18 protein-coding genes and 1 pseudogene are annotated in these 17,656 nt (G+C 70.7%); 11 read left to right on the plus strand and 8 right to left on the minus strand.

Going from position 1 to position 17,656, the window contains the following annotated elements:
• Window positions 1-33: 33 nt before the first annotated feature.
• Window positions 34-339: a DUF4342 domain-containing protein gene (locus NZH93_RS48660; protein WP_259630196.1), complete on the minus strand. Its 306-nt coding sequence runs from the start codon at window positions 337-339 to the stop codon at window positions 34-36.
• Between the two features lie 155 nt (window positions 340-494).
• Here NZH93_RS48660 and NZH93_RS48665 point away from each other — a divergent pair, with 155 nt between their 5' ends.
• The 5 genes from NZH93_RS48665 (at window position 495) to NZH93_RS48685 (ending at window position 7,132) form a co-directional block, all read left to right on the plus strand.
• Window positions 495-1,445: an ABC transporter ATP-binding protein gene (locus NZH93_RS48665; protein WP_259630197.1), complete on the plus strand. Its 951-nt coding sequence runs from the start codon at window positions 495-497 to the stop codon at window positions 1,443-1,445.
• 4 nt (window positions 1,446-1,449) lie between these two features.
• Window positions 1,450-2,619 carry an ABC transporter permease gene (locus NZH93_RS48670; RefSeq protein ID WP_259630198.1) on the plus strand — a complete coding sequence of 390 codons (1,170 nt, stop codon included), beginning with the start codon at window positions 1,450-1,452 and terminating at the stop codon, window positions 2,617-2,619.
• Window positions 2,616-3,740, plus strand: coding sequence for an ABC transporter permease (locus NZH93_RS48675; protein ID WP_259630199.1), 1,125 nt, complete (start codon window positions 2,616-2,618; stop codon window positions 3,738-3,740). The genes NZH93_RS48670 and NZH93_RS48675 overlap by 4 nt, the downstream gene beginning before the upstream one ends.
• A 105-nt stretch (window positions 3,741-3,845) precedes the next feature.
• Window positions 3,846-6,110 (plus strand): phosphoenolpyruvate synthase, encoded by a 2,265-nt coding sequence (gene ppsA / locus NZH93_RS48680; RefSeq protein WP_259630200.1) that lies wholly within the window; start codon window positions 3,846-3,848, stop codon window positions 6,108-6,110.
• Window positions 6,111-6,115: 5 nt separating this feature from the next.
• Window positions 6,116-7,132, plus strand: a complete 1,017-nt coding sequence (locus tag NZH93_RS48685; RefSeq protein ID WP_259630201.1) for an Acg family FMN-binding oxidoreductase — start codon at window positions 6,116-6,118, stop codon at window positions 7,130-7,132.
• A 412-nt stretch (window positions 7,133-7,544) separates the two neighbouring features.
• Here the strand turns inward: NZH93_RS48685 and NZH93_RS48690 are convergent, their stop codons facing one another.
• Window positions 7,545-8,939: a DUF4389 domain-containing protein gene (locus NZH93_RS48690; protein WP_259630202.1), complete on the minus strand. Its 1,395-nt coding sequence runs from the start codon at window positions 8,937-8,939 to the stop codon at window positions 7,545-7,547.
• Between the two features lie 48 nt (window positions 8,940-8,987).
• The gene (locus NZH93_RS48695) at window positions 8,988-9,302 is read right to left on the minus strand and encodes an HPF/RaiA family ribosome-associated protein (RefSeq protein ID WP_259630203.1); all 315 of its coding nucleotides are present in this window, start codon (window positions 9,300-9,302) and stop codon (window positions 8,988-8,990) included.
• Between the two features lie 224 nt (window positions 9,303-9,526).
• Between NZH93_RS48695 and NZH93_RS48700 the strand changes: the two genes are divergently transcribed.
• The 3 genes from NZH93_RS48700 (at window position 9,527) to NZH93_RS48710 (ending at window position 11,836) form a co-directional block, all read left to right on the plus strand.
• Window positions 9,527-9,703, plus strand: a complete 177-nt coding sequence (locus NZH93_RS48700; RefSeq protein ID WP_259630204.1) for a hypothetical protein — start codon at window positions 9,527-9,529, stop codon at window positions 9,701-9,703.
• A gap of 31 nt (window positions 9,704-9,734) precedes the next feature.
• Window positions 9,735-11,363 carry a SulP family inorganic anion transporter gene (locus NZH93_RS48705; RefSeq protein ID WP_259630205.1) on the plus strand — a complete coding sequence of 543 codons (1,629 nt, stop codon included), beginning with the start codon at window positions 9,735-9,737 and terminating at the stop codon, window positions 11,361-11,363.
• 110 nt (window positions 11,364-11,473) lie between these two features.
• The gene (locus NZH93_RS48710; RefSeq protein ID WP_259630206.1) at window positions 11,474-11,836 is read left to right on the plus strand and encodes an ArsR/SmtB family transcription factor; all 363 of its coding nucleotides are present in this window, start codon (window positions 11,474-11,476) and stop codon (window positions 11,834-11,836) included.
• A 100-nt stretch (window positions 11,837-11,936) separates the two neighbouring features.
• Here NZH93_RS48710 and NZH93_RS51385 read toward each other — a convergent pair.
• From NZH93_RS51385 to NZH93_RS48720, 3 genes and pseudogenes are all read right to left on the minus strand, one after another.
• Window positions 11,937-12,140 (minus strand): annotated as a pseudogene (locus tag NZH93_RS51385) (IS481 family transposase); the annotation flags it as partial.
• Window positions 12,141-12,187: 47 nt separating this feature from the next.
• On the minus strand, window positions 12,188-12,349 hold the full coding sequence (locus NZH93_RS51390; protein WP_372507041.1) for a helix-turn-helix domain-containing protein: 162 nt from the start codon (window positions 12,347-12,349) through the stop codon (window positions 12,188-12,190).
• A 152-nt stretch (window positions 12,350-12,501) separates the two neighbouring features.
• Window positions 12,502-13,356 (minus strand): helix-turn-helix domain-containing GNAT family N-acetyltransferase, encoded by an 855-nt coding sequence (locus NZH93_RS48720; protein ID WP_259630207.1) that lies wholly within the window; start codon window positions 13,354-13,356, stop codon window positions 12,502-12,504.
• A gap of 98 nt (window positions 13,357-13,454) precedes the next feature.
• Between NZH93_RS48720 and NZH93_RS48725 the strand changes: the two genes are divergently transcribed.
• Together NZH93_RS48725 and NZH93_RS48730 are read left to right on the plus strand one after the other, a co-directional pair.
• Window positions 13,455-14,783: an NAD(P)-binding domain-containing protein gene (locus NZH93_RS48725; RefSeq protein ID WP_259630208.1), complete on the plus strand. Its 1,329-nt coding sequence runs from the start codon at window positions 13,455-13,457 to the stop codon at window positions 14,781-14,783.
• Window positions 14,784-15,038: 255 nt separating this feature from the next.
• Window positions 15,039-15,554, plus strand: a complete 516-nt coding sequence (locus tag NZH93_RS48730; protein ID WP_259630209.1) for a DUF2306 domain-containing protein — start codon at window positions 15,039-15,041, stop codon at window positions 15,552-15,554.
• Here NZH93_RS48730 and NZH93_RS48735 read toward each other — a convergent pair.
• Together NZH93_RS48735 and arsB are read right to left on the minus strand one after the other, a co-directional pair.
• On the minus strand, window positions 15,551-15,925 hold the full coding sequence (locus NZH93_RS48735) for an ArsR/SmtB family transcription factor (RefSeq protein ID WP_259630210.1): 375 nt from the start codon (window positions 15,923-15,925) through the stop codon (window positions 15,551-15,553). The two genes, NZH93_RS48730 and NZH93_RS48735, sit on opposite strands and share 4 nt — an antisense overlap.
• A 63-nt stretch (window positions 15,926-15,988) precedes the next feature.
• Window positions 15,989-17,029, minus strand: a complete 1,041-nt coding sequence (gene arsB, locus NZH93_RS48740) for an ACR3 family arsenite efflux transporter (protein WP_259630213.1) — start codon at window positions 17,027-17,029, stop codon at window positions 15,989-15,991.
• Window positions 17,030-17,349: 320 nt separating this feature from the next.
• Here arsB and NZH93_RS48745 point away from each other — a divergent pair.
• Window positions 17,350-17,656 (plus strand): arsenate-mycothiol transferase ArsC (locus NZH93_RS48745; RefSeq protein ID WP_259630211.1); only part of this gene is annotated, 307 nt, incomplete at its 3' end.

A 17,656-nucleotide genomic window follows, 5' to 3' on the forward strand; every position in this document is an offset into this window, starting at 1 on the left:
CGCGGGCGCGGGCAACGCCGACCTTCACGGCGATCAATGCCCCTCTTCGGGAGTCCGCTCCTCGTGGACAGCGGCGATCGGCGGCTTCGCCCGCTCGACCTCGATCGACCACTCCTTGGCCAGCGCGGCGATCGCCGCGACCGCGGTCACCACCGGGGCGGCGATGGCGGCGACCACACCGGCGGTCACGGGGATCTCGATGATCGTGTGGCCGTGGTCGTTCTTGACGACGATCCGGCGGACGTTCCCCTCGTGGATCAGCTCCTTGACCTTGTCCACCAGCGCTTGCCCGCGGACTCGGTCGGTGGTCGTGGACGTCGGGTCGTTGGTGACGGTCATCGCTTCTCCCAGCGCTCGGTGAACCGACCGGGGTGTTCACCCTCGGTCGGTTCAAGGCTCCCGCTCCCGCCCGCACGTGGGCAGTGCGGTTGGTCCCCGGTCGTCGATGACGTTCGGCACTGCCGCCGGGGATGGTGGTTCCGCAGGCTGGTGCCATGACGACGGACACGCCGGAAGTGCTGTCCTGCAAAGGTCTCCGCAAGCGGTTCGACGACGTGACCGCGGTCGACGACGTGTCGTTCACGATCGCCGCGGGTGAGACCTACGGACTGCTCGGCCCGAACGGCGCGGGCAAGACGACGATCATCTCGATGGTCGCGGGCATCCTGCGCCCCGACGCGGGCGACGTGCTCGTCGAAGGTGTCCCGGTGTCCACCAGGACGACCGAACCCAAGGGGCGCATCGGTTACGTGCCGCAGGAACTCGCCGTGTACCCCGATCTCACCGGGCGAGAGAACCTGACGTTCTTCGCGCGCCTGCAAGGGCTTTCGCGCGTTGCCGCGGCACGCCGGGTGGCGCACGTGCTCGGCGTGGTCGGTTTGACCGACCGCGCCGACGACCGCGCCGAGCACTACTCGGGCGGGATGAGACGGCGCCTGCACATCGGTATGGGTCTGCTGCACGAACCGATCCTGCTGGTGCTGGACGAACCGACCGCGGGTGTCGACCCGCAGAGCCGCAACGCGATCATGGACAACATCCGCGAACTCGCGCACAGCGGGCTCGCGATCCTCTACACCACCCACTACATGGAGGAAGCCGAACGGCTGTGCGATCGCGTGGGCGTCATCGACGCCGGTCGGCTGGTCGCCGAGGGCACGAGGCGTGAGCTGGTCGCGCTGCTGGGTGAGCGGGACCGGATCTCGCTGTCGGTGGACGGCGACCTCGGCCACGCGGAGGACGTCGCCAGGCTGGTTCCCGCCGTGCTCGGCGTCGCCGCGCGCGGGCGCGGTCTGGAGCTGCTGGTGCACGACGCGCGCCAGTGCCTGCCGGCAGTGCTGTCCGCGCTGGCGGAGGAGGACGTGCGCGTCCGCGCGGTCGAGGTCGACGAACCGAACCTGGAGACGGTGTTCCTGCACCTGACCGGCAGAGCGCTGCGGGGGTGACGATGTGCGCGCATCTCTCCTGATCGCGGCGAAGGACCTCCGGCAGCGCCTGCGGGACCGGTCGGTGCTCGTGTTCACCCTCGTGCTCCCACTCGGGTTGGGCTTGGTGTTCAGCCTGGTGCTGGGCGATCTCGCCGACGGGAACGACGTCTTCCGGTACGCGGTCGCGGACGCCGACGGCGGACAGGTGGCTGCGGTCTTCACCCACCAGGTGCTGCCCGCGGCGAGCGAGGGCGGCGCGATCACCGTGCGGACCGCCTCGTCGACGCAGGAGGCGCTGCGACTGGTGGACGACGGTGACGTGACGGCGGCCTTCATCCTGCCTCCTGCTTTCACCGCGCGGGTCATGGCGGGCCAGGAGGCGGTGATCGAGGTCGTCGGCGACGTCGACGCCCCGCTGGGCACCGGCGTGGCCCGGTCGCTCGCCGAGTCGTTCACGGCGCGGCTGACCTCCGTACGCGTGTCCGTCGCCGCCGCTCTGCGGGCCGGTTCCACGCGCGACCCGGCCCGCCTCGCCGCCGAGGCGGCATCCGTACCCGACCCGCTGCGCCAGGTCGAGATCCCGGCGTCGCGACGCGAACTGGACGCGACCACGTACTACGCGGCGGGCATGTCGGTCTTCTTCCTGTTCTTCACCGTCCAGTTCGGCGTCACGAGCCTGCTGGACGAACGGCGGGCGGGCACGCTGGCCAGACTCCTCGCCTCACCCATCCGCCCGTTGTCGGTGCTCCTGGGCAAGCTGATCACCAGCCTCGTCGTCGGCACGGTCGGCACCGCCGTGCTGGTGGCCGCCACGAGCGTGCTGATGGGCGCGCGGTGGGGCCATCCGGTCGGTGTGGGGATCCTGGTGCTCACCGGTGTCCTCGCCGCCACAGGAGTCGTCGCCGTGGTGGCCTCGCTGGCCCGGACCTCGGAGCAGGCGGGCGGATGGCAGGCGGTCGTGGCGATCTCCCTCGGCGCGTTGGGAGGGGCGTTCTTCCCGGTGGCGCAGGTCGGCGGCCCGCTGGCCGTGATCAGCCTCGTGTCGCCGCACCGCTGGTTCCTGCGCGGTCTGGCCGACCTCGCCGGGGGTGATGTTCGCGCCGTGCTGCCGTCCGCGGGAGCGCTGACGGCGTTCGCGCTCGTCGGTTTCGGCACGGCGTACCTGCTGGGGCGCCGGGAGGTGCGGCTGTGAAGGCACTGACCATCGCCGGGACGAACCTGCGTCGGATGTTCCGCGATCGCACCAGCCTGTTCTTCGTGTTCGTGCTGCCGCTCATGCTCATCCTCGTGCTGGGGGCGGCGTTCGGTGGTCCCAGCACGCCGAAGATCGGTGTGGTCGGCGTCGACTCGGGGCACTTCCTGGACGCTCTCCGCGCCGATCGGGGTTTTCGCGTCGATACCGTGGCGCGCGAGGGCGACCTGCTCGCGGCGGTCGAACGCGGAGAACTGGCGGCGGGCCTGGTCGTGCCGCCCTCACTGTCCGGGGAGGTTCGCCTCGTCGTCCGCCAGGACGGCGCAGGCGAGCAGGCGCGCCTGCTGGTGGCCGCCGTGATCGCGGCGGAGAACGGCAGGCTCGCATCCGGGGAGTTCGTGGCCCGCGTCGCTGGAACGGATACCGCGGACGCGATGTCCATCGTGGACTCGGTCGCCGCGGTCACACCGGTCGTATCGGTGTCCACCAGCAGCACGGGCGACGCCCTGTTCCCGGCGGACCTGGGCCGGTTCTCGCTCGGCGCGTCGAGCCAACTGCTGCTGTTCATGTTCCTCACCACGATGAACAGCTCGGTGGCGCTGATCGAGTCCCGCAGGCTCGGGATGTCCAGGCGCATGGTCGCCACCCCCACCTCGACGGCCACGATCATGCTCGGCGAAGGCCTGGGCCGGGTGGCCGTCGCCCTCGTGCAGGGTGTCTTCATCATCGCGGGCACCTCGCTGCTGTTCGGCGTGCGCTGGGGCGACCCGCCGGCCGCCGCCGCGCTCACGCTGGCCTTCGCGCTCGTCGCGGGCGGGGCGGGGATGCTGCTGGGATCGCTGTTCCGGACCGAGCAGCAGGCAGGCGGCTTCGGTGTCCTCACCGCACTCGGCCTGGCCGCCCTGGGCGGCTGCATGGTGCCCCTGGAGCTGTTCGGCGGCGTGATGCGCGACGTCGCCCTGTTCACCCCGCACGCCTGGGCCAACCAGGGGTTCGCCGAAGTCGCCAGCCGGAGCGGAACCCTGCCCGGTGTACTGCCCGAACTCGGCGTCCTGTCCGGGTACGCGGCGGTGCTGTTCGCGCTCGGCGCGTGGCGACTGCGAGCCGTGCTCACGAGGTGACGGGACACGGGACTTCCGTGCCCGCCAAGAGGACCTCCGACTCCCCACCCGCGCCGCGCGCGGGACGACCGTGGAAGCAGGAGGTCGACCATCGAAGGAGATGCCATGACCACCCACGTCGTCGGATTCGACACCCTCGGCAAGCACGACACCGCGATCGCGGGCGGCAAGGGGGCGAACCTCGGCGAACTCACCGGCGCCGGCCTGCCCGTGCCACCCGGTTTCGTGATCACCGCCGACGCCTACCTCGCCTCGATGGAGCGCGGTGGGACCCGCGACGAACTGCGGTCCGCGCTCGACACCGCCCTGCTGTCGGTCGACAGCCCGAACGAGCTGACCGCGGCGTGCGAACTGCTCCAGGATCTCGTGCGCAAGGCCGGAGTCCCGGACGACGTCCGCACGGCCGTCCTCGACGCCTACCGCGCTCTCGGACCGGGCGCCTCCGTCGCGGTGCGGTCGTCGGCGACCTCGGAGGACGGCGCCGGGACGTCGTTCGCGGGCATGAACGCCACCTACACCAACGTGACCGGCGACGCCGACCTGGTCGAGCGCGTGCGGGACTGCTGGGCGTCGCTGTTCGGCCCGCGCGTCATCGCCTACCGGGCGAGCAGGCAGATCATCGAGGAGCCCGCCATCGCCGTGGTCGTGCAGCGGATGGTCGACTCCGAGCGGTCCGGTGTGGCGTTCACCGCCGACCCGTCCACCGGCAACCGGGACCGCGTCGTCGTCGAAGGCGCGTTCGGCCTCGGTGAGGTCGTGGTCAGCGGCGCCGTGGAACCCGACACCTACGTGCTGGCCAAGACCGGACCGCGGCTGTTGGAAGCCCGTGTCGGGCACCAGACCCACAAGATCGTCCGCGGCCCGGACGGCGCCGACCTGCGCGTCGACCTCGACGAGCACACCGGGGCCGAACGGGTGCTGACCGACGACGAGGCCATCGACCTGGCCCGGCTCGCGTTGCGGGTCGAGGAGCACTACGGCACGCCCCAGGACCTGGAGTGGGCTATCGCGGAGGGCTGGACGTGGCTCGTGCAGTCCCGGCCCATCACCACCCTCGACGAAGGTGAGGCGCCAGGAACGGTGTTGCTGAACGGGCTTTCCGCGTCGCCCGGTATGGCGAGCGGCCGGGTCCGCCTGCTGGCCTCGCCATCGGAGGGCCACCGGTTCGTCGACGGCGAGATCCTGGTGGCGACCATGACCAACCCGGACTGGGTTCCCACGATGCGCCGCGCGGCCGCCCTGGTGACCGACGGTGGCGGCATGACCTGCCACGCCGCGATCGTGGCCAGGGAACTGCGCGTGCCGTGTGTCGTCGGCACCCGCAAGGCCACCCAGGTCCTGCGCGACGGTGAGGTCGTGACCGTGGACGGCGCGGGTGGGCGGGTGCTCGAAGGCGCGGTCGGCGGCCCGGTCCACACCCAGCCCCGACCGGAGGCCCCGACTACAGCGGGTGCGGTCGAGACGCTGGCCACCCGCCTCTACGTGAACCTCGCGATGCCCGAGCACGCCGAGGAGGTCGCGGCCCTGCCGGTCGACGGCGTCGGCCTGCTGCGGGCGGAGTTCATGCTCACCGAGGCGCTGAAGGGCACCCACCCCCGGTACCTGCTCGCCCACGAGACCGGCGACGAGTTCGCCACGGCCATGACCGAGGCACTGTTGCGGATCACTCGGGCGTTCTACCCGCGGCCCGTGGTGTACCGCGCCATCGACTTCCGCACCAACGAGTTCCACGACCTCGTGGGCGGCGCGGACTTCGAGCCGCACGAGGACAACCCGATGATCGGCTACCGGGGCTGCTACCGGTACGTCAAGGAGCCGATGCTGTTCGGCCGCGAACTCGACGTGCTGTCGAGGGTTCGGGAGCAGACGCCGAACCTACACCTGATGATCCCGTTCGTGCGCACGAAGTGGGAACTGGAGGCGTGCCTGGAGCAGATCGACGCGAGTCCTCTCGGCCGCCAGCGCGGCCTGCACCGGTGGGTCATGGCCGAGGTCCCCTCGGTCGCCTACTGGATCCCCGAGTACGCCAAGGCGGGCATCGACGGAGTGTCCATCGGCAGCAACGACCTCACGCAGCTCGTGCTGGGGGTCGACCGCGACTCCGAGGTGTGCGCCGAACTGTTCGACGAGTCCGACCCGGCGGTGCTCGACTTCATCACCCGGATCATCCGGGCCGCGAACGACACCGGCATCACGTCGTCGCTGTGCGGGCAGGCGCCGTCCAACCGGCCGGAGTTCGCCGAACACCTGGTGCGCCAAGGGATCACCTCGATCTCGGTGAACGCCGACGCCGTGCACGCCGCCAGGTCGGTGATCGGCTCGGCGGAACGCAGGCTGCTGCTCGGCGCGGCCGTCCAGGCGGGGAGGTGAGCACGATGCGGGACGACCGCCCCGACACCGACACCGTCCGAGCCGTGGTCGAACTGGCCGGACTGGCCCCGTCGGTCCACAACTCGCAGCCGTGGCGGTGGCGCGCGGGCGACGACTCGGTGCGGCTGTTCGCGGACCCCGACCGGCACCTGCCCGCCACCGATCCCGAAGGACGCGACCTGCTGATCAGCTGCGGCGCGGCGCTGCACCACCTGCGGGTCGGTTTCGCCGCGCTCGGCTGGGCAACGGTGGTCCGCCGCCTGCCCAACGCCGCCGATCCGGACCACCTGGCGACGGTGACGTTCTACCCCCGACAAGCGAGCGGCGAGGACATCGCGCTCTCGGCGGCCATCCCGCACCGGCGAACCGACCGCAGGCGGTTCAGCTCGTGGACGGTACCCGCCGAACTGGTGCGGGTGCTGGTCGAACGCGCCGCCGAACACGGCGCGATCCTCGTGCCCGCCGACGACCAGGGCGACCGCCTCCGGATCACCTCGGCCATCAACGCCGCGTCCTGGCAACAGGGCATGGACCCCTCCTACGCCACCGAACTGGCGGCGTGGTCGGGGCGCGGGCGAAGCGCGCAGGAGGGCGTGCCCGCCGCGAACATCCCCTCCTCACCGGTCTCGCACGGCGACACCGACATGCGGCCGTTCCCCAACGGCGAGCTGCGGGTGTCACCACCGGGGTGGGAGGAGGACGCCGGTGAACTGCTACTGCTGGCGACCTCCTCCGACGACCGCGGGTCCCGGCTCCGCGCCGGGGAGGCGGTGAGCGCGGTGCTGTTGACGGCGACCGATCTCCGGCTCGCCACGTGCCCCCTCAGCCAGCCGCTGGAGATCACCGCCACCAGGGAACTCCTGCGCGAGCAGGTGCTCGACGACGTGGCGTTCCCGCAGTTGGTCATCCGGGTCGGCTGGGCCCCGGTGAGCGGTGAGCCGCTACCCGCCACACCTCGCCGCGATGTCGCCGACGTGCTCGACATCCGTTCACCCTGGCATCCGCGAGGAGGTCACTCCTGACCGACCTCCTCACCTCGGGGAGACCGTCGCGGACGCGGCACTCCTCGTCGCAGGCGGGGGTGGACCACCGACTTCGCCGCTTCCGACCACGGCCGGGTGTCCGGGATCCGGGGCACGACGGCGTCACCACCGACTCCGGGACGAATTCGCCCCCGTGCCGATGTTTCCGGCACGGGGGCGTCGTGGCGACCGTTCACTCCGCAGGGACGCCGACCCGGATCTTGCGGGCCTGCGTCGGTTCGCCGACCGGCACGCGGATCTCCAGGATGCCCCTGTCGTACTTGGCGGAGATCGCTCGGCGTCCGCTCTGACGGGCAGCGGGATCGCCCGGCGGGTCATGCCAGGTGACGGACCCCGCACACGGGTACTACGTCCTCACCCCACGCCCGCGACGGTTTCCTCCACCTGCCCGTCAGTCCTCCGAGGACTGCTCGGAATCCACGGCCTCGGGTGACGTGGTGCGGCGGCGCTCGAACGCGTGCATCGCGGCGATGAGCAGCATCGTCCCTCCGAGCGACACGAGCAGCACACCGCCGAGCAGCGCCCCCGTCGAGACAGGTCCCAGGGCGGGCACCGTCGCCCGCGCCGACAGCTCCGTGTCCACGACCTTCCCGTTGTCCGCGTTGCGCGCGACCACGGCCCAGGTCCCCTGTTCGGCCCGCCACGTCAGCGATCCCGTCCCGGACGCCGCCCAGGCGGGCTGGGCGACGGGAAGAGGGCCTCCCGCCTGGTGCCGGTAGTCCACCTCGGCTCCGGCAGGCCACACCTCGTCGTGCTCGACGCCTTCGAGGTAGCGGGCCACGTCGTCAGCGGGGCCGATGCCGACGACCACGTCGTCGTCCGCGCGGAGCCGGACCTCGCCGAGCCAGTCCTCCGCGATCCGCCACCGGGCCTCGGTCCAACGCAGGTCGATCGCCCCGAACGACAGCGCGTAACCGCTGCTGTGGAACGACTTCGTCCCGGCCACGAGGTACCCGTCCGCGTCGCGCTGGGTCGAGTGCGCCCACAGCCCGATGGCTCCTGCCGCCGAGACGAGCGACCCGGTGCCGAGCAGCAGGGCGCCGATCACGACGGCCGCGACCCGGCCGCCGGTCCACCCGCTCGACGGGGGTGGTGGCGGCTCCTGGTCGATCGTCGTCACACCGGGTTCATCGCCCCCGGTGTCCAGTCGGAACGGCGGGTAGGCGTCGGTCATCAAGCCGGCATAGGCGGCGACGCGCAGCGCCCACCTGTCCATGCCCAGCAGGAAGTCGAAGAGCCCGCGCGGGTAGCGGCCGGTGACCAGCAGCGCCACCCCGGCGAACAGCGCGACCAGACCGACCAGACCGCCGCCCGCGCTGTAGGCCCACTGCCCCGCCTGCGAGGCGGCGTACCCGCCCCCGCCGAGGAAGATCCCGACAACCAGGTAGTGCGGGATCGCCAACAGCCACCACTTCACCAGCACCAGCCCGCGCGACAGGTGTTCGGGGTAGGCGATATCCAGCGCCGCCGGGTAGTTCGGTTCGGGACCGAGGCTGAACGGCGGGTACTGGTCGGTGCCCAGCGCCCCGTAGGTGTAGTAGGCGACGCGCCACGTCCAGCGCAGCACGCCGAGGGTGAAGTCGAACAGGGGTCGCGGATAGCGGCCGGCGAACAGGATGCCGAAGAAGGCGAGCACCGTGCACGCCGCGAAGCCCGCCCACAAGAACGCGAGCACGACGTAGTGCGGTATCGCCAGCAACCACTTCACCAGCCAGAGCCACCTGCTCAGTCCAGGGTCGAGTCGTCCGCGCACCCTCACCGGGTAGCGGGCAGCCGCCGTGGTCATGTCACGTCTCCTCCGCGTGGACGTGGACTGTTCGTCCGGAGTGGATGGTCAGTCGTGCGATTTGAGCAGCAGGTCGCGCATCCGGTCGTGCAACTGGTCGATCGCCTCGGTGTAGGTGCTCGCCGTCACCTCGGCGTTCAGACCGGCGCCGTTCACGGTCAACCGGGCGTGCGCGACGACGAGCGGCCGGGCCCGGCGACCGGCCGTCGTCGTCAGCCTCACGGCCGCGAGGTCGACCGAACCGGGTGCGTACCTCGCGAGCGGGGCGATCTTCGCCACCGCGTAGTCGCGCGCGTTGCCGGGCACCTTCGAGGTGAGCGAAACCTGGACGTTCTCGATGACGTTCTGCCCTGCGTGGCGCATGTCTTCTCCTCTTCGGTCGTGCGGTTCCACGCTCGTTCACAGTGGGCGACGGGGAGAGAGGCGAAGCGGCTGACGTCCACGGGACCTCGGACCCTGCTGGCCCGGCAGAAGTCCTCGGTGCGGGGTGGCGATCAGCGGGAGCAGGCGCCCATTAATTGAAGAAGTTTGCAAGTCCTAAGATGATGTAGTCTTCAGGACACCACGATCGCCCCGCTGGAGGCCGGATGAGCGAGTTCGCGACCACGGTGCGTGCCAGGGTCGAATCGGCGCGCCAGTCCGTCCGGGCGGCGAGGGAGACAGGCGACGAGGAACTCGCGGGCCTGCACGAGGCCGACCTCGGGAACCTGGAACGCCTGGCCCGCGAGCACGGCGTCGACCTCGGTGATGAGCCGGCGTGCTGATTCCGCCGCCACGGCTCCGGGGCTCCCGCTGATGCCGCGGTCCCTGCTGCCCGGCCGGGCCGAGTTCCGGTCGTTCGCCCTGTCACCTCGGCACGACCTGCTGGCCGGGGTGACGGTGGCGATCGTGGCGCTGCCGCTCGCGCTGGGATTCGGTATCGCCTCCGGGCTCGGTGCCGCGGCCGGTCTGGTCACGGCGATCGTGGCGGGTGCGATAGCGGCCGTCTTCGGCGGTTCCAGCCTCCAGGTGTCCGGGCCGACCGGGGCCATGACCGTCGTGCTGGTCCCGATCGTGGCGGCTCACGGGCCCGGTGGTGTGCTGGCGGTCGGCCTGATGGCGGGCGCGCTGCTGATCGGGCTGGCCGTGGTGCGAGCGGGCCGGTACATGCGGTACGTGCCCGCACCGGTGGTCGAGGGGTTCACCCTGGGCATCGCCGGGGTGATCGCGTTGCAGCAGGTCCCCGCGGCGCTCGGTGTGCCGACGCCACACGGTGACCAGGTCGCGGTGAGCGCGGCGAAAGCCGTCGCCGAGTTCGCCGCGAACCCGACCTGGCAGGCCATCACGCTCGCGCTGGGCGTGGCGTCGATGATGATGCTGGGCGCCCGGTGGCGCCCAGCGATCCCGTTCTCCCTGGTCGCGGTGGCCGTGGCGACGGTCACCGCCTGGGCCCTGGACCTGCCGGTGGCGCGCATCGGCGCCCTGCCGTCGACGCTGCCCACGCCATCGCTGGCGTTCCTGGACCTGACCGCACTCACCACCCTGCTGCCATCCGCCGTGGCGGTCGCGGCGCTCGCCGCCCTGGAGAGCCTGCTGTCCGCCACGGTGGCGGACGCGATGAGCGTCGGCGAACGCCACGACCCGGACAAGGAACTGTTCGGCCAAGGCCTGGCCAACCTGGTCACCCCGCTGTTCGGCGGCGTGCCCGCGACCGCGGCCATCGCCCGAACGGCGGTCAACGTCCGGGCGGGGGCGAGGTCGCGGCTGGCAGCACTCAGCCACGCGCTCGTCCTGGCCGTCATCGTGTTCACCGCGGCCCCGCTGGTGGGAGCGATCCCCGTCGCGGCGCTGGCTGGGGTGTTGCTGGCCACCGCGGTCCGGATGGTCGAGGTCGGCTCGGTGCTGGCGCTGCTGCGCTCCACCCGTTCCGACGCGCTCGTCCTCGTCCTCACCGCCGCCACGACGCTGGCGCTGGACCTGGTCACGGCCGTCATCGTCGGTCTGGTCGTCGCCGGCGGCCTGGCACTGCGCGCCATCGCCAAGACCGCCCGCATGGAGGAGGTCGTCCTCGACCACAGCCACCACGACGAGGAGGAACGGGCGCTGCTGGCCGAGCACATCGTCGCCTACCGCCTGGACGGGCCGCTGTTCTTCGCCGCCGCGCACCGGTTCCTGCTGGAACTCACCGAGATCACCGACGTCAAGGTCGTCGTCCTCCGGCTCTCCCGCCTCACCACCGTCGACGCCACCGGCGCGCTCGTGCTGCGCGACGTCGTCGAGCGGCTGGAGCACCGGGGTACCGCTGTGCTCGTGTCCGGCATCGAACCCGGCCACGAACGCGTGCTCGACGCGCTCGGCCTGTCCATCCGCCTCCGAGCCCTGGGCCGGGTGTTCGCTTCGACGCCCGAGGCCATCGAGCACGCCCGCACCCTGCTGCGCGAGTAGAGCGGGCGGCGGCGTTGCTAAAGTCCGACGATCAGACGGAGAGGTGGGAGGCGGCACGTGACCACGACGAGCGCCGCACCCGACTCACGACGCGACAACGGCGGAACCCCATGAGCAGGCCCCTCTACCAACTGAAGGCGGAGTTCTTCAAGACACTGGGGCACCCGGCCCGCATCAGGGTCCTGGAACTGCTCAGCGAACGCGAACACGCCGTCGCGGAACTCCTGCCGGAACTCGACATCGAACCGTCGAACCTGTCGCAGCAACTGGCGGTGCTCCGCCGCGCGGGCCTCGTCGTCACCCGCAAGGAGGGGTCCACCGTGTACTACTCCTTGACCAGCCCCCACGTGGCGGAACTGCTGGCGGTGGCGCGCACGATCCTCACCACCGTCCTCTCCGGACAGGCCGAGCTGCTGGAAGACCTCCGCAACCCCGACCCCGCCTCGCCTGCCAAAAGCCACGTCACCGGCTAGCCGCACCGCCCTTGAAAACAGTGGTACGGCCACGCCGTGATCGCTGGTGCGCCGACCACACGGCAACAATCACCGAACGCCGCGCGGGACGGGACGACCTGGGCGAGGTCGCAGACCGGGCCAAGCGGGTCCGGTCGTCCACCGCGACGTGCAGGTAGTCGTAGCCGATGCCCCGGCCGCGGACCGCCTCGCTGCGGCCGTGCATCCGCCACCCGCCGCCTGCGGGCGCACCCGGCCCAGTTTCTTGGCGTCGATGTGCAGCAGGTCGCCGGGGTGAGCGCGTTCGTAGCGGACCGCTGTGGCGGGTGGTCAGGATGCGCTGCTCGACCTCGAGCGGGGTGCGTCGAGGGCTCAAGGCGGACGTGAGGTGCGGTCGAGCAGTCCGGCATCGCCCTCGTGTCGGTGTCGGGTGAGCCATGTGTGCACGGTGGTGCGGGAGATCCCGAGTTGTTCGGCGATGCGGACCCCGGAGGTCCTCGCTTGTTCAATTCGACGCACCTTCCTCAACCTCATTAGTCACAACACCCAGCGCCACCACCCAACGCGTTGGCGCCCCTCGAGCTTGCCCCCGTCCCCACGCTCGATGTGGAGGACGTTGGCGTCACCGCCGGAGGCACGAACGACCCGATACCCGATCCGGCGCAGGGTTCACGTCCGCACGTCCATCACGCCAAGGGCGTTGGATCAACTTGGCGGCGACGTTCGAGGAACACGGTGTCGCGCCAGCGGCCGTAGTGCTGGGCGATGCGGTCACGGACGCCGAGGGTGCGGTAGCCCGCGCTGTGGTGCAGGGCGAGGCTGGCGCGGTTCTCGGGGAAGATCGACGTCTGCAAGGTCCACAGGCCGGACGCGTCGGCGGCGGTGACTTGCTTGCGCAGCAACGCTTTGCCGACTCCTCGGCCGCGGAACTCGTCGCCGACGTAGACCGATGTCTCGGCTACTCCGGCGTAGCAGTCACGGGCCGACACCGCGGTCGAGGCGGCCCAGCCCGCGACCTGCCCGTCGACTTCGGCGACCCAGCGGTGATCCGGCAGCCACTTCGCCTCCAGGGTGGCGCGGTCGGGCGTCTCGGTCTCGAAAGTGGCGTCACCCGTGGCGATCCCTTCGGCGTAGACGCGCCGCACGGCCGTCCAGTCCTCGGGCCGAAGTTCACGAATCGCGACGTCGTTCGGGATGTCGGTGGGACAGCACGGCGCGGGCGCGAGCATGCCCATGACAACGTCGGCGGCGTGCGGCAGGCCGGTGCAGCAGGACGGGTTGACGCTGACGAGCGTGGTGGTGCCCTGCTTGCGCAGGCTGACGAAGCCGACCTCGGCGAGTTTGCGGACGTGGTGGGAGCAGGTCGACTGGCTGATGCCCAACTGCTCGGTCAGCTCCCCCACCGTGACCGGTTTGCTCGCGACCGCGACGGCGTGCAGCAGGCGCACGCGGGTGGGTTCGGCCAGGCAGGCGAACCACTCGGCGTAGGTGGACGCGTCTTGCGGTGCGATCAGGCCTGGCTGCGGCGCCGTGGTCGTCATACGACCGAGTATCGACCCGGATCGATGGTTGCGTCAATCGAGCGCGGTCGATAGAGTCCGGCCCACTTGATCGACATTAATCGATGAATGGGGTTTCGATGAACGACTTGCCGGTGGTTGTGGTCGGCGCTGGCCCGGTCGGGCTGGCCGCGGCGGCGAACCTGGTCGAACGCGGGATCACGCCACTCGTGCTGGAAGCCGGCCCCGAGGCTGGTTCGGCGGTGGCGCAGTGGAACCACGTACGGCTGTTCTCGGCGTGGCCCGAGCTGGTCGATCCCGCCGCCGCACGCCTGCTGGAGCCCACCGGCTGGCAACGTCCCACTGACGGCTACCCGACCGGCGCCGAGTGGGCCGAGCTGTACCTGCGGCCGCTGGCGAAGGCGTTGGGCGACGTGGTGCGCTACGACGCGAAGGTCGTCGGCGCGGCTCGTCGCGGACGCGACCGGATCGTCGACGCGGGTCGCGAGACCGAACCGTTGACGGTGCACGTGGTCACGGCCGACGGCACCGAGGAGCGCATCACCGCTCGCGGCGTCATCGACGCTTCCGGCACGTGGAATTCTCCCAACCCGCTGGGCGGGGACGGGCTGCGCGCGATCGGCGAGCGCGCCGCCGCCGACCGGATCTCCTACCGGGTCCCGGATTTGCAAGACTCCGAGGTGGCCGCGCGGTACGCGGGCAAGCGGGTGGCCGTGGCCGGTAGCGGGCACTCCGCGTTGACCGCCCTGGTCGCGTTGACCGGGCTCCCGGACACCAAGGTCGTGTGGCTGCTGCGCCGTGGCGCGGTGGGCAACGTGTTCGGTGGCGGTGACGCCGACCAGTTGCCTGCCCGTGGTGCGCTGGGGTTGCGTGCTCAGGAGGCCGCGCGCGCCGGGCAGGTCGAGACTGTCACCGGGTTCCGCACGACAGAGGTCGAGCGTGACGCCGATGGCAGGCTGGTGTTGGTGTCGCAGGATGAGCACCGCTTGGAGCCGGTGGACGAGGTCGTGGTGCTGACCGGTTTCCGCCCGGACCTGTCGTGGCTCTCGGAGATCCGGTTGGACCTGGACCCGGTGTTGCAGGCGCCGTCCGCGCTCGCGCCGTTGATCGACCCGAACGCGCACTCGTGCGGCACGGTGTACCCGCACGGCGCCGCCGAGTTGGCCCAACCGGAGCCGGGTGTGTTCCTGACGGGCATGAAGAGCTACGGCCGGGCGCCGACGTTCCTGGCGATGACCGGCTACGAGCAGGTGCGCAGCGTCGTGGCCAAGCTCGCCGGTGACGACGAGGCCGCCGCGCGGGTGGAGTTGACGCTGCCCGAGACCGGTGTCTGCGGTGGGGCGGGCGTGTTCGATGTCGTCGAGGCCGACAAGCCCGCCGAGAGCAGCGGTTGCTGCGCTCCGGCCGAGCCGCAGGTGCTGACGCTGAGCGCGCCTTCCGCTCGGTGACCACCGAGGTCGAGCGGTCCGGCACGGTGGAGGGCAGTGCCGGACTGCGGTGGTCCTCGGCACCCGGTGCAAGTGTTGGGGCGCTTGGGTTACAGCAGGCTCGTCGCACGACCCTCGGTCGGCGCACGACGGCCTGCTGCCCGATCCGGTGGCACCAACTGGCTACCCGCCGGTGTTCCTGGTTCTCGCGTCCATCTCGGTAGTTGCCGCCGTCATCGCGCTCGGATCGGTGCCGGAGCGCGCACACTGAACGACGTGGCCATCGAGCCGGTCGTCATCGGCGGCATCCCCATTCCGGACAACCGTCCGGTGTTCCTTGCGGTGCTCGGGGTGCACGTGGTCGCGGGCACCGCGGCGGTGATCGCCGGTGCCGCTGCCGCGTTGTTCCGCAAGCGTCGAGGACCGCATCCCCGTGCGGGCCGGATCTACTTTCTGTCACTCGTCGTGGTTTTCGTCTCGTTGACCACGCTGTCGGTGCTCCGCTGGCCCGCGAACACGCATCTGCTGGTCATCGGCACGATCGCGTTCGCGGCCGGGGCGATCGGCTTGTGGGCACGACGTCGTGGACGGCGGAACTGGCCGCGGGTGCACGGAACGTTCATGGGCGTCTCGTACATCGGCCTGCTGACCGGGTTCTACGTCGACAACGGGCCGAACCTGCCGCTCTGGCGCGAACTGCCACCCGCGTCGTTCTGGGTGCTGCCCACCATCATCGGGGTGCCGGTCCTGGTTCTCGCCCTGCGGAGGAATACCGGACGCGACGGCCGCTAGCAGCGGAAATCGCCGAGATCGGTCGCACCCACGACGCCCGTGGTGAGCGGCCCGGCGCCCCGCAGCCACTCCTCGGTAGGCGCCAGGACATCGGGGCGCAGCCGATACCAACTCCACGTGCCACGACGTTCCCGCGACAGCACACCGGCATCCACCAGCACCCGCAGGTGGTGGCTCAACGACGCCTGGGGCATGTCGAACTCGCGGGCCAAACCGCAGAAGCACGCCTCGCCGCCGTCGGCCCACCGCACGAGCGTGACCAAGCGGACCCGGACGGGGTCGGACAGCGCCTTGAACACCTTCGCCATGCCGTCGACCGCAGCGTCGGTCGAGACTGCTCGCGCCGCGCTCACCTTGGCCCGACCGTTCACATTCTCGTCCTCGCTTGTCCACACCGCGGCGGCCACACACCACCCGACTCCGTCACCACGATGTCAGCCTTCAGCGCGGACCACCCAGCGGCGGCGCAGCCACAGGCTGACGTAGACCAGGCCGACGAGCACCGGCACCTCGATCAGCGGTCCGACCACACCGGCCAGCGCCTGCCCGGAGGTCACGCCGAACACACCGATCGCCACCGCGATGGCCAACTCGAAGTTGTTGCCCGCGGCGGTGAACGCCAACGTGGTCGTGCGCTCATAGGACAAGCCGGACGCCTTGCCCAGCGCGTAGGAACCCGCCCACATGACGGCGAAGTAGACCAGCAGCGGCAGCGCGATCCGAACGACGTCCCACGGCCGAGAAGTAATCGTCTCGCCCTGGAGGGCGAACAGGATGACGATCGTGAACAGCAGACCGTACAGCGCGACGGGGCCGATCTTCGACAGAAATTTGGACTCGTACCAGTCCCGCCCGCGGGACTTCTCGCCGAGCCTGCGGCTCAGGTACCCGGCGACCAGCGGGATACCGAGGAAGATCAGCACGCTCTTGGCGATCTCCCAGGCGGAGAAGTCGACCGACGCGGTGTCCAGTCCGAGCCAACCGGGCAGCAGGTCGAGGTAGAACCAGCCGAGCACGCCGAACATGATCACCTGGAACACCGAGTTGAGCGCGACCAGCACGGCGGCGGCTTCGCGGTCGCCGCAGGCGAGGTCGTTCCAGATGATGACCATCGCGATACAGCGCGCAAGCCCGACGATGATCAGACCGGTGCGGTACTCCGGCAGGTCCGCCAGGAAGATCCACGCGAGCGCGAACATCAGCGCAGGTCCGAGGACCCAGTTGAGCACCAGGGACAGGACCATCGTGCGCTTGTCGCGGGTGACGGTGTCGAGCTTGTCGTAGCGGACCTTCGCCAGCACCGGGTACATCATCAGCAGCAAACCGAGCGCGATCGGCAACGAGACGCCATCGACCTTCACCGCGTCCAGGACACCTTGGAGGCCGGGCACGAACCGCCCGAGGGCGAGTCCGGCGATCATGGCCACGCCGATCCATACCGGCAGGAACCTGTCCAGGAAGGACAGGCGGTACATGACGGCGGATTCAGCCGCGACGGGTTGGGTGTCCTGGCTCAACAGGGCCTCCGGGTGAGGGGCTGGGTATTGGCGGTGTCGGCCGGCGTGGACAGGCTGTCGGCGGTCCGCCGGACGCTGTCGCCTGCTCATCATGCGGGCGAGCCTAGGGCTTGGATTGATATAAGTCGATTCAACCTGATGTGCTCTCCTCTGCCGAAGGCCGAATGCCTGAACCGGCCGAGGACGGACCGACCAGGTGAGCAGAGGGCCACCATCGTCCGTTCGCCCGGATCGGAGATCAACGAAACAACCGCAGTGCCGCCACGAGGAGAACAACGGTGAGCAAGACCCCGGAAGTGCTGTTCGTCTGCGTCCACAACGCGGGCCGGTCGCAGATGGCCGCGGCCCTGCTCCAGCACTACGCGCTCGGCAGGGTCTCCGTCCGCTCCGCGGGCTCCGAGCCCGCCGACGAGGTCAACCCCGCCGCGGCCGAAGCGCTCGCGGAGTTGGGGCTCGACATCACCGCCGAAATCCCCACCAAGCTCTCCTACGCCGACGTCGAAGCCTCCGACGTCGTGATCACCATGGGCCGCGGCGACACCTGCCCGGTCTTCCCCGGCAGGCGCTACCTCGACTGGGCTCTAG

The sequence above is a fragment of the Umezawaea endophytica genome (assembly GCF_025061645.1).
GTDB classification, from domain to species: Bacteria; Actinomycetota; Actinomycetes; order Mycobacteriales; family Pseudonocardiaceae; genus Umezawaea; species Umezawaea endophytica.